This window comes from Micrococcus sp. KT16, assembly GCF_003315015.1.
Taxonomy (GTDB): domain Bacteria; phylum Actinomycetota; class Actinomycetes; order Actinomycetales; family Micrococcaceae; genus Micrococcus; species Micrococcus luteus.
On sequence record NZ_QNRG01000001.1, the window covers coordinates 369162 to 381171 of the forward strand.

At 74.8% G+C, this 12010-nt stretch carries 9 protein-coding genes; 6 read left to right on the forward strand and 3 right to left on the reverse strand.

From position 1 onward, the window contains the following. Positions 1–13 precede the first annotated feature (13 nt). Both DE149_RS01745 and dnaK read right to left on the reverse strand, forming a co-directional pair. Positions 14–676 carry a nucleotide exchange factor GrpE gene (locus DE149_RS01745; protein WP_010080231.1) on the reverse strand — a complete coding sequence of 221 codons (663 nt, stop codon included), beginning with the start codon at positions 674–676 and terminating at the stop codon, positions 14–16. A gap of 163 nt (positions 677–839) precedes the next feature. Then, positions 840–2699, reverse strand: coding sequence for a molecular chaperone DnaK (dnaK, locus tag DE149_RS01750; protein WP_113913838.1), 1860 nt, complete (start codon positions 2697–2699; stop codon positions 840–842). A gap of 324 nt (positions 2700–3023) precedes the next feature. Between dnaK and DE149_RS01755 the strand changes: the two genes are divergently transcribed. Further along, positions 3024–3674, forward strand: coding sequence for a Dps family protein (locus tag DE149_RS01755; RefSeq protein WP_049146221.1), 651 nt, complete (start codon positions 3024–3026; stop codon positions 3672–3674). A gap of 77 nt (positions 3675–3751) precedes the next feature. On the opposite strand, the gene DE149_RS01760 is transcribed toward DE149_RS01755, so the two are convergent. Continuing rightward, a complete protein-coding gene (locus tag DE149_RS01760) occupies positions 3752–6046 on the reverse strand; it encodes an MMPL family transporter (RefSeq protein ID WP_113913839.1) in 2295 nt (764 codons plus the stop codon). A 63-nt stretch (positions 6047–6109) separates the two neighbouring features. Here DE149_RS01760 and DE149_RS01765 point away from each other — a divergent pair, with 63 nt between their 5' ends. From DE149_RS01765 to DE149_RS01785, 5 genes are all read left to right on the forward strand, one after another. Then, positions 6110–6586, forward strand: coding sequence for a MarR family winged helix-turn-helix transcriptional regulator (locus DE149_RS01765; protein ID WP_113913840.1), 477 nt, complete (start codon positions 6110–6112; stop codon positions 6584–6586). Further along, positions 6583–7095: a hypothetical protein gene (locus tag DE149_RS01770; protein WP_113913841.1), complete on the forward strand. Its 513-nt coding sequence runs from the start codon at positions 6583–6585 to the stop codon at positions 7093–7095. Before DE149_RS01765 ends, DE149_RS01770 begins: the two co-directional genes overlap by 4 nt. A gap of 154 nt (positions 7096–7249) precedes the next feature. Next, positions 7250–10528, forward strand: coding sequence for an MMPL family transporter (locus DE149_RS01775; RefSeq protein ID WP_113913842.1), 3279 nt, complete (start codon positions 7250–7252; stop codon positions 10526–10528). A gap of 62 nt (positions 10529–10590) precedes the next feature. After that, a complete protein-coding gene (locus DE149_RS01780) occupies positions 10591–11592 on the forward strand; it encodes an aminotransferase class IV (protein WP_113913843.1) in 1002 nt (333 codons plus the stop codon). 77 nt (positions 11593–11669) lie between these two features. Beyond that, positions 11670–11948 carry a DUF4235 domain-containing protein gene (locus tag DE149_RS01785; protein ID WP_036317169.1) on the forward strand — a complete coding sequence of 93 codons (279 nt, stop codon included), beginning with the start codon at positions 11670–11672 and terminating at the stop codon, positions 11946–11948. Positions 11949–12010 lie beyond the last annotated feature (62 nt).

The following is a 12010-nucleotide window of genomic DNA, read 5'->3' on the forward strand; positions in this document are numbered from 1 at the left end:
CAGGCCGACGGGGTCACTCGTCTCCGGCGGAGACCATCACCTGGGCGGCGCGCAGCACGCGGCCGTCCCGGAGATAGCCGTTGCGGAAGACCTGGACCACGTGGTCCGCGGGCACCTCTGCGTGCGGCTGGCGCATCACGGCCTCGTGCACGGCCGGGTCGAACTCGACGCCGGCCAGCGCCTCCTGGTCGTGGCGCTCGAGGCCGAGGCCGGCCAGGGCGGTGTCGAGCTTGGTCGCGATCGCGGCGAACGGACCGTCCGTCAGGTCGCCGGCGGCGCGGGCGGCGTCGATGTCGTCGAGCACCGGCAGCAGCGCGGTGACGGCCTTGACCACACCGGCGTCCCTGGCCAGGTCGCGGTCGCGGTCCACGCGACGCTTGTAGTTCACGAACTCGGCCTGCAGCCGGCGCAGGTCGGTCTCGAGCTCGGCCTCGCGGTCCGAGGCCGCGGGCTGCGGCGCCTCGGTCCCTGCCTGCGCGCCGGCCTCGTCGAGGATGCGCTCGGCCTGGGCGAGGGCGTCGCCGTCCTCGGCCTGCTCGGCCGCGCTCTCGGCGGAGACCCGGGGCTCACCGGTCTCGGGGTCGATGCGGCGACGGTCGTTGAACACGATGGGCTCCTCCTCGGAGCCGCGCTCGGCATCGGAGGAGCCGTGCGGACGCTGCTGGTCGGCGCTCATGGTGTGTCCTTTCGAAGCGGGTGGGCGCGGCGGGTCCGCCGCGCGGGGGGGTGGTGCGGGAAGGCCGGCGGGCCGGCCCGGCAGGGGCGCTGCCGGGCCGGCCCGCCGGCGTCGTGGGCCTCCGGGCGGGGCGGGCGTGGACGCCCGCCCCGGCACCGGGGTGTCAGGCCTTCTTCTCGTCGTCCTCGTCGACCACCTCGGCGTCGACGATGTCCTCGTCGTCGTCCTGCGGGGCGGCGGACTCGGCGCCGGCGTCGGCCGACTCCGCGCCCTGCTGGGCGTAGAGGGCCTCGCCGATCTTGACCTGGGAGGCCTGGAGCTTCTCGAACGCGGCGGCGACCTCGTCGTCGTTGTCCTGCTTCTCCAGGGCGACCTTCAGGGCGTCGACGTCGGCCTGCACCTCGGTCTTGACGTCCTCGGGCAGCTTGTCCGCGTTGTCCTGCAGGAGCTTGTCCACGGAGTACGCGGACTGCTCCGCCTGGTTGCGGCGGTCGGCGGCCTCACGGCGCTTCCTGTCCTCGTCCGCGTGGGCCTCGGCGTCCTTGACCATGCGGTCGATGTCCTCCTTGGACAGCGAGGAGCCGCCCGTGATGGTCATCGACTGCTCGGTGCCGGTGCCCTTGTCCTTCGCGGAGACGTGCACGATGCCGTTCGCGTCGATGTCGAAGGTGACCTCGATCTGGGGCATGCCGCGCGGGGCCGGGGCGATGCCGGTCAGCTCGAAGGTGCCCAGCGCCTTGTTGTCCCGGGTGAACTCGCGCTCGCCCTGGAAGACCTGGATGGACACGGAGGGCTGGTTGTCCTCGGCCGTGGTGAACGTCTCGGAGCGCTTGGTCGGGATGGCCGTGTTGCGCTCGATGAGCTTGGCCATCACACCGCCCTTGGTCTCGATGCCCAGCGACAGCGGGGTCACGTCGATCAGGAGCACGTCCTTGCGCTCGCCGGCGAGCACGCCGGCCTGCACCGCGGCGCCGATGGCGACGACCTCGTCCGGGTTCACGCTCTTGTTGGGCTCCTTGCCGCCGGTCAGCTCCTTCACCAGGTCGGAGACGGCGGGCATGCGGGTCGAGCCGCCGACGAGGACCACGTGGTCGATGTCGGAGACCTTGACGCCGGCCTCCTTGATGACGTCCTCGAACGGCTTGCGGGTGCGCTCGAGCAGGTCCTTGGTGAGGTCCTGGAACTTGGCGCGGGAGAGGTGCTCGTCCAGGTGCACCGGGCCCTCGGGGGTCACGGACAGGTACTGCAGCGAGATGTTGGTGGAGGTGGCCGAGGAGAGCTCCTTCTTGGCCTGCTCCGCTGCCTCCTTCAGACGCTGCAGGGCGATCTTGTCCTTGGACAGGTCCGCGCCCTTGGACTTGGCCTGCTGGAGCAGCCAGTCCACGATCCGCTGGTCCCAGTCGTCGCCGCCGAGGCGGTTGTCGCCGGCGGTGGCGCGCACCTGGATGGTGGCGAAGTCGTCCTCGTCCTTGGCGACCTCGAGCAGGGACACGTCGAAGGTGCCGCCGCCCAGGTCGAAGACCAGGATGAGCTCGTCCTCCTTGCCCTTCTCCAGGCCGTAGGCCAGGGCGGCCGCGGTGGGCTCGTTGATGATACGGGTGACGTTCAGGCCCGCGATCTCGCCGGCCTCCTTGGTGGCCTGGCGCTCGGCGTCGTTGAAGTAGGCGGGCACGGTGATCACCGCGTCGGTGACCTTCTCACCCAGGTACTCCTCGGCGTCGTGCTTGAGCTTCATCAGCGTGCGGGCCGAGATCTCCTGCGGGGTGTACTTCTTGCCGTCCACCTCGGTGGTCCAGTCGGTGCCCATGTGGCGCTTGACGGACGCGAAGGTGCGCTCGGGGTTGTTGACGGCCTGGCGCTTGGCGACCTCGCCGACCAGGACGTCCCCGCCCTTGGAGAACGCGACGACGGACGGGGTGGTGCGGGCGCCCTCGGCGTTCGCGATGACGACCGGGTCGCCACCCTCGAGGGCGGCGACGACGGAGTTGGTGGTGCCGAGGTCGATGCCGACTGCACGGGACATGATGGGGTCCTTCCTGTCTGACGGTGAAGCGGGGGCCGGACCCGCGGGCCGGGGCACCGGCGCCGCAGGGACTTGAGCCTTCATGACTCAGGTTGCCACCGGGGCGGTGGACTGTCAAGTGAACCTGAGTCGACTTCACTCACTTCTGCTTCTGCGAGGGTCAACGCGGGCCGTCCGCGATCCATTCCCGGGGCCCGGGTCCATCCCTGATCCGTCCCGGTGCAGGCGCCGGGCCCTGGAAGCGCGCGGGTCTCGCGCGGTTGAATGGCGGAACACGGGGCGTCGCCGACGGCGCGCCCGTCCCGACGGAGAAGGAGCACCACCATGGCCGAGAAGAACGCCGCCGAGTACACCGTCCCGGGCCTGTCCCTGAGCACGGGCCGCCGCACCGCCGAGATCCTCCAGGGTCGCCTGCACGCCCTCAACGACCTGCAGCTCACCCTGAAGCACGCCCACTGGAACGTCGTGGGTCCGGGCTTCATCGGCGTACACGAGATGCTCGACCCACAGATCGAGCTGGTCCGCGCGATGGTGGACGTCGTCGCCGAGCGCATCGCCACCCTCGGCGTCTCCCCCGCCGGCACCCCGGGCGCCCTCGTGGCCGCCCGCACGTGGGACGACTACACGCTGGGCCGCGCGACGACCCTGGAGCACCTGGCCGCGCTGGACCTCGTCTACGACGGCGTCGTGACGGATCACCGCGCCGCGATCGACGCCACCGAGGACCTCGACCCGGTCACCCAGGACATCCTCATCGACCAGGTGGCCCAGCTCGAGCTGTTCCAGTGGTTCATGCGCTCCTTCCTGACCACGGACGACGGCCGCCTGAGCAGCGCGGGTGCGGCCACGGAGGCCGCCGCCGCGGGCCGGGTGAAGGACGACCAGGCCGCGCCCGCCCCGCAGGGCGCTCGCACGAAGAAGTCGGCTGCCAAGAAGGCCACGGCCTCGAACGCGAAGAAGTCGAAGAAGAAGTGACCGCGCGCCCCTGAGGCGCCCGCGTGCACGGAGGGCCCGACCGCACCGCCGGTCGGGCCCTCTGTCGCCGTCCGGGCTCAGGCGGCCCGCGCCGGCCACCAGACGCGCGGGCCGATGTCCCGGACGAGCGCGGGGATCAGCAGCGTGCGCACCACCAGTGTGTCCAGCAGCACGCCGAACGCGACGATGAATGCCAACTGCACCATGAACATCAGCGGGATCACCGCGAGCGCGGCGAAGGTGGCCGCCAGCACGACGCCGGCCGAGGTGATGACCCCGCCCGTGACGGTGAGGGCGCGCAGCACGCCCGCCCGCGTGCCGTGCCGCGGGGTCTCCTCCCGCGCCCGGGTCATCAGGAAGATCGTGTAGTCGATCCCGAGCGCCACGAGGAAGACGAAGCCGTACAGCGGCACGGTGGGGTCGGCGTCCTCGAAGCCGAACACGTGCCGGAACACGAGGGCCGAGACGCCCAGGGCCGCACCGAAGCTGACCACGGTGGCCGCCACGAGCAGCACGGGTGCCAGGAGCGAGCGCAGCAGCACCGCGAGGATGACCAGCAGCATCGCGAGGATCAGCGGGATGACGACCCGCAGGTCGCGCTGCGTGGTGACGTTCGTGTCCAGCGCCTGGGCCGCCGGGCCGCCCACGAGGATCTCGCCCGAGGTCGAGAGGTCCTCGAGCCGGTCGCGCAGGCGGGCCACGGTCTGCTGCGCGGCGAGGGACTCGCCCGGGTCCGCCAGGGTGGCCGAGACCAGCACGCGGCCGTCCACCACGCGGGGCTGCGGCTCCGGCGCGGACGCGGCACCCGTCCCGCCCTGTGCCTCGAGCGCGCCCGGGGGCGGGCCCGCGGCGGTCTCGGGGGCGTCCGCGGTGACCTCGGCCTCGGCCACGCCGGGGTCCTCCGCGACGGCGGCGAGCACCGCCTCCGCGTCCCCGGCCGGGGCGAGGATCTGGGCGGGGGCGCCCGCGCCGGCGTCGAAGTGCTCGCTCAGCAGGGCCTGGGCCTGCCGGGCGTCGGAGTCGCCGAGCAGCACGTCCTCCTGGGCGACGCCGTCCGCGCGCAGCTGCAGCAGACCGCCGCAGAGGGCGAGGAGCACGACCGTCGTGGCGACCCAGACGAGACGGGGCCGACGCGCGACGACGGCGCCCACCCGCGTCCACACCCCGTGGTCCTCCTCGAGGCCGGCGACGGGTCGGCCCGCGCCGTCGCGCGGCGGGGTGAAGGCCCGGCCCCGGGCGGCGCGGCGCTCCGCGCGACGGCGCGCGCGCTCGGGGGACGGGATCGTGGGCCAGAAGGCGGCGCGCCCGGTCAGCCGCAGCAGCGCCGGCAGCAGGGTCAGGGCGGCGAGCCACGCGAACGCCACACCCGTGGCGGCCACGGGGCCGAGGGAACGCGTCGAGTTGAGGTCCGAGGCCATCAGGCTCAGCAGGGCGAGGGCCACGGTCGAGGCGGACGCGGTGATCGCGCCGAAGGACCCGCGCACGGCGGCCCGCAGCGCCTCCCCGACGTCCGCCCGGACCAGCAGCTCCTCGCGGTGCCGGGCCACGAGCAGGAGGCAGTAGTCCGTGGCCGCGCCGATCACGAGGATCGAGAGGATGCCCTGGGCCTGGCCGTTGAGCTGGATCCAGCCCGCCAGGGCCATCCCGTAGACGGCCACGATCGCGCCGCAGAGCGCGGCCACGGCCGTCAGCAGCACGAGGACCGGCAGCAGGACGGAGCGGTACACCGCCACGAGGATCACGAACACCACGACGAGCGCCACGAGCAGCAGCAGCCCGTCGATCCCCGCGAACGCGCCGCCCAGCTCCGCGACCAGGCCCGCCGGACCGCCCACGTGCCACTCGCTGTCCGCGGCCACGGTGCCGGCGAGTGCGGGGTCGGCGGCCGCCGGGTCCGCCACGACCTCCCGCAGGTCGGCCACCACGTCGGCCACGGGTCGCTCAGCCCCGGCCGAGGAGTCGACGAAGGCCAGGAACTGCACCGCCGCACCGTCTTCGGAGGGGATCGGACCGGCGACGTCGACCACGCCCGGCACCTCGCCCAACAGGCCCGCGAGGTCCGCGAGCGCGGGGAAGGCGGCCGCGGGGTCCGCGGTGCTCGCCGGGCCCACGACGACGGCGGGCACGGCCTCACCGTCCTGGAACGCCGCCGCCTCCTCCCCCGCGCGGGTGGACTCGGCCGACGCCAGCAGGAAGGTGGCCTGGTCGTTCGAGGAGACGTCGCCGATCGCGCCGAACACGGGGCCGCCCAGGCCGAGCACGGCGAGCCAGACCACGGCGAGCGCCGCGGCCAGGCCCAGCCGCAGCCCCCGAGAGGGACGCCCCGTGGCGGCGGGGGTGCGGAAGGCGGACAGGTCGGGCGCGGTGGGCATGCCCCCGAGCGTAGGGGATGGTTCGATGATCAAACAACCATGGGGCTGGCTAGACTCCCGGCCATGACCACGCAGCCCCCCTCCGCCCCCGCGGAGCACCTCGCCATGGTCCACGCGATGCGCGTCTTCAGCGAGAGCGCGGAGCACGCCGTCGACCAGGCCGGCCGCGGCGTCGGCCTGCACCGCACGGACCTCAGAGCCCTCGCGTACCTGATGGCCCGCGCGGCGGCCGGTGAACCCGTCACGGCCTCGGACCTCGGCGCCCACCTGCACCTCACCCGGGCCTCGGCCACCGCCCTCGTGGACCGCCTGGCCGCCGCGGGCCACGTCCGCCGCCGCCGGGACGAGGACGACCGGCGGCGCGTGCTGGTGGAGCACACGGACACGGCCCGCCGCGACGGACAGCGCGCGTTTCAGCCGATGTCCCAGCGGCTGAGCGCCGCCCTCGAGGGATTCTCCGCCGCGGAACTGCGGGCTGCGGTGCGGGTGCTCGAGGCGGCCACCGCCGCACTGACGGACCCCACCCCGGAGGACCCGTGACCCGACCGGCGCTCATCGGCCTGGACGGCCGCTCGGGGTCGGGCAAGACCGTCCTCGCCGCCGCGCTCGCGGCCCGGATCGCGCCGTTCGCGCGCGTCGAGGTGATCGAGATCGAGTCCATGTACCAGGGCTGGGACGGGCTGGCCGCCGCGGTGGGCGACGACGGCCCCTACCCGGCCGTCGTGCGCGCACTGCGGGAGGGCGGCACGGCGACCTGGACCACGTGGGACTGGCAGCGCGCCGCACCCGGCCCGCCGCGGGGGACCGCACCGGCCGACGTCGTGGTGTGCGAAGGCGTGGGCGCGCTCAGCACCGCCGCCCGACCGCTGCTCGACCTGGCGGTGTGGCTCGAGCTCGAGACCCCCGCGCGACGCACGCGGGCGCTGGCCCGGGACGGTGAGACCTTCGCCCCGCACTGGGACCGCTGGGCCGCACAGGAAGAGGACTACCTGGCCCGGCACGCCCCGCGTGCCGCGGCGGACCTGATCCTGCGCCTGCCCTCCGCCTGACGGCGGCGCCGCCAGGGGTCGGGGCGTCGGGGTCTGCGTGCGGGCCGGCCGGGCACCGGGACCGGGGCGGTGCGCTCCGCTTAGGTGTAGCATCGGAGGCGGCGCGCCGCGTCCGGCCGCGTCCCACCCCAGCGCACGGAGACCTCCCCTTCCCATGGCGACACTGCTCTACCGTCTCGGCCTCGGCGCCGCCCGCCGCCCCCTTCTCGTGATCCTCGCCTGGGTGCTCGCCCTGGCTCTCGCCGTCGGCGGGTTCCTCGTCTTCGGCGGCACGCTCTCCTCCACCGTCACCATCCCCGGCACGCCCACCGCCCAGGTCACGGACCGCCTCAAGGAGGAGTTCCCCGAGGCCTCCCGCGGCAGGGGCCAGGTCGTGTTCACCACCCAGGACGGCTCCCCCCTGACCGACGCCCAGCGCGAGCAGATCACCGCCCTGCTGGACGACGTCGCCGAGCAGCCGGCCGTGGAGGGCGTCGTGGACCCGTTCGAGGCCCAGGCCCAGCAGGACGACGCCCGCACCCGGCTCGACGAGGGCCGCGCCGAGCTGGCCGACGGCGAGCAGCGCCTCGCGGACGGACGCCAGGAGATCGAGGACGGCCGGGCCGAGCTCGAGCGGCGCACGGCCGAGGCCGACGCGGGCGAGCAGCGCCTCGCCGAGGCCGCCGCCCAGCTGGACGAGGGGCAGGCTCAGCTCGACGCCGCGCGCGCCGACCTCGAGGAGCGCGGCCTGGAGGCCCTGCCGGCCGACGCCCTGGCCCCGCTCCGGGAGGCCGAGCAGCAGGTGGCCGACGGCCAGGAGCAGCTCGACGCCGGCCGTGCCGAGCTCGAGGAGCAGGCGGAGCGTCTCGAGGCCGGCCAGGCCGAGATCGACGCGCGGCGTCAGGAGCTCGAGGCCGGGCAGGCCGAGCTCGACGCCCGGTGGACCGAGCTCGAGGCCGGGCAGGCCGAGCTCGACGCCCAGGCCGAGCAGCTGGCCGCGGGCCGCGCCGAGCTCGAGCAGGCCCGGGACGCCGCGCTGGCCGAGGCCGAGGCCGCCGGCATCCCGGCGGAGCAGGTCGCCGCGCAGTTCGCCGACCAGGAGGCGCAGCTCGCCGCCGGCGAGGCACAGCTGGCGGCCGGTCAGGACCAGGCCGACGCCGCCCGCGCCCAGCTGGAGGCCGCCCAGGCCGAGGCCGACGCGGGCGCCGAACAGCTCGCGGCGGCCCAGGCCGAGGCCGACGACGGCGCCGCCCGACTCGCCGCCGGCCGGCAGCAGCTGCAGGAGTCCGAGGCCGAGCTCCAGGCCGGCCGCGAGCAGGTGGCCGCGGGACGGCAGCAGGCCCTGGACGCGGCCGAGGCCGAGCTCGACGCGCAGCAGCAGAAGATCGACGAGGGCCGGGCCGAGTACGAGCGCGGCGTCGCCGAGCTCGAGGACGGCCGGGCCCAGCTGGCCGCCGGCGCGGAGCGCCTGGACCAGGCCGAGGCTGACCTCGCCGACGGCCGCGCCGAGCTGGACGACGGCCGCGTGGAGGCCGAGCGTGGCGAGCGCACCCTGGCCCTCACGGAGGACTTCCGCACCGTGTCCGAGGACGGCAGCACCGCCGTCGGGATCGTCACCTTCACGACGCCGACCCTGGACGTGACCGCCGAGGACAAGGAGGCGGTCACCGGCGCCCTCACCGGCGCGGACATCGACGGCGTCGCCGTGCATCCGTCCCAGGAGCTCAACGCCACCGTGCCCTCCCTGCTCGGCCCGGGCGAGGTCGTGGGCCTCGTGGTCGCCGCGATCGTGCTGGTGGTCATGCTCGGCACCCTCGTGGGTGCGGGTCTGCCGCTGGTCAACGCGCTGGTGGGCGTGGGCGTGGGCGCCGCCGGGGCGCTCGCGTTCTCCTCCGCCGTGGAGATGATCTCCGTGACCCCGGTGCTCGGGGTGATGCTGGGCCTGGCCGTGGGCATCGACTACGCGCTGTTCATCGTCAACCGGCACCGCCAGGAGCTGCGGCGCGGCACGGACCTGCACGAGTCGATCGCGCTGGCCACGGGCACCTCCGGCAACGCCGTGGTGTTCGCCGGCGTGACCGTGGTGATCGCCCTCGCGGCCCTGAACGTCACCGGCATCGGCTTCCTGGGCCTGATGGGCACGGTGGGCGCGGTCTGCGTGGCCGTCGCCGTGCTCGTGGCGGTCACCCTGACCCCGGCCCTGCTGGCCCTGGCCGGCCCGCGCGTGCTCTCCCGCCGGGAGCGTGCCCGGCTCACCGACACCTCCCCGGCCGTCGGCGAGGGCGCCCACGCCGTGCGCCGCGCCCACCGCCGCGCCACGCTGTCCACGCCGACCGCCCTCGCCACGGCGCTCGCCTCCGTGGCCCTGCTCGTCCTCGTGGCGGTGCCGTCCTGGTCCATGCGCCTGGGCCTGCCGGACGGCGGCTCCGAGCCCGAGGGCTCGGACTCCCAGCTCGCCTACGCGCTCACGGCCGAGAAGTTCGGCGAAGGCTACAACGGCCCGCTCGTGGTCACCGTGGACCTGCCCGCCGGCCTGGACGAGGGGCGCGCCACGGACGCCCAGCTCGACGTCGGCGAGCAGCTGGCCGCCCTCGACCACGCGCACGCCGTGGTGCCGGCGGGCTTCAACGAGGACCGCACGGTCGCGATGTACCAGGTGCTGCCCGAGGAGGGGCCGAACGCGGTCTCCACGGAGGATCTCGTGCGCGAGCTGCGGGCCCTGGACCCGGCCGGCGACGCCTCGAACCTGGGTGTGGCGGGGGCGACCAGCGGCTTCATCGACGTCTCGGACACCCTGGCGGATGCCCTGCCGCTCTACCTCGGCGTGGTGGTGGGCCTGTCCCTGCTGATCATGATCCTGGTGTTCCGTTCGATCATGGTGCCCCTGATCGCCACCGGCGGCTTCATGCTCTCGGTGTTCGCGGCGATGGGCGGGGTGGTGGCCATCTACCAGTGGGGCTGGCTGGACGCCCTGTTCGGCGTCCACAACCCAGGGCCGGTGCTCAGCTTCCTGCCGACCATCATGGTCGGCGTGCTGTTCGGCCTGGCCATGGACTACCAGCTGTTCATCGCCTCCGGCATGCGCGAGGCCTACGCGCACGGCCTGCCGGCCCGCCAGGCGGTGCTGTCCGGCCTGCGCTCGGGCCGCGCGGTGGTGATGGCCGCGGCGATCATCATGATCTCCGTGTTCGGCGGCTTCGTCTTCGCCGAGGACGCGATGATCCGCCCGATCGGCTTCGGTCTGGCCTTCGGCGTGCTGCTGGACGCGTTCGTCGTCCGGCTGCTGCTGATGCCGGCCCTGATGCACCTGCTCGGGGACGCGGCGTGGTGGCTGCCCCGGTGGCTGGACCGCATCATGCCGGACGTGGACGTGGAGGGCGCCCAGCTCGAGCGCGCCCACGCCCCGGCACACCCCTCCGGCCCCGCCCTGGACGGTGGCGCCCACCGGGCCTGACCGCCTCCCTGACGCCCGCCCCCGGCCCCGATCGGCCGGGGGCGGGCGTCTATCCTGGGCGGATGCGTCCCACCGCCTTCTCCCCCGCCGCCGGCTCGCCCGTCCTCGTCCTGCTCGAGACGGACGCGGACGGCGCCCCCGCCCCGCGGCTCGCGGACCCGGCCGTCCCGCACCTGAGCGTCACGGACCAGGGGGTCACGCGCGGCGACGGCATCTTCGAGACGGCGCTCGCCGTCGCCGACGGGCTCGGGACCCTGCGCATGCGCAAGCTCGGAGCCCACCTCGGCCGGCTGGCCGCGTCTGCCGCCGCCCTGCAGCTGGCCGCCCCCGAGGCGGCGGCGTGGGAGGCCGCCGTCGCGCTGGGCCTGCGGGCGTTCTCCGAGGCCAACGACGTCGCCCCCGGGGACCGCCTCGCCGTGCGCCTGACCGTCACCCGCGGCCCGGACGCGGCCGCGGGCGGCGTGCCCGCGCCCACCGCGTGGGCGCTGCTGAGCCCGGCCCCGGCGATCCAGGACGAGGAGCGGCGGCGGGGGCTGCGGGTGCTGCTGCTGGACCGCGGCATCGACTCGCAGGCCCCCGAGCGCTCCCCGTGGCTGCTCACCGGCGCGAAGACCCTCTCCTACGCCGTGAACATGGCTGCCCTGCGCTACGCCCGCGACCACGGCGCCGACGACGTCGTCTTCACCAGCGCGGACGGCTACCTGCTCGAGGGCCCCACCTCCACGGTGCTGATCGTGCGCACCGGGGAGGACGGCGTCCGCCGCCTCCTCACCCCGCTGCGCCAGAAGGGCATCCTCGCCGGCACGTCGCAGGCCGTGATCTTCGCGGCCGCCCACGCGGACGGCTGGGAGCTCGGCTACGGCCCGCTCGTCCCGGCGGACCTCCAGGGCGCGGAGGGCGTCTGGCTCGTCTCCTCGGTGCGCGGCGTCCTGCCGGTGCGCGCCGTCGACGGCGTCGAGATCCCCGTGGACCACGAGCTCACCGGCATGCTGCAGACCCATCTGGACGCCGACGGCGATCCCGGCCGGCACGTCAGCGGCGACCCGGTGCCCACCGCGGGCTAGGCTGGAGACCGGCCCGTCCGGCGTCGTCGGCCGCGGCCGCAACCGCACGTGATATCCCCGACCACGGAAGGCGCACCATGAACACGCTCGTCCAGAAGGCCCTGTCCGCCGGCATCACGCTGGTCGGCGGCATCGTCGGCTCCCGCGTGGTCGCGGGCGGCTGGCGGCTCGTCACCGGCCACAGCGCCCCGGACGACGCGGCCGACGAGACGCTGCCCCTCGTCGAGGCCCTGTCCTTCGCGTTCATCTCCGCGGGCGTCGCGGCGCTGCTGAAGGTCGCCGGCCAGCGCGGCGCCGGCGCCGCGATCCGCAAGGTGTCCGAGTCCACCGCGCACCGCGTGGACCACGAGGTCTGAGCCGCCCCGCCACCACGACGACGGCCGCCGTCCGGAGGGATCCGGACGGCGGCCGTCGTGCT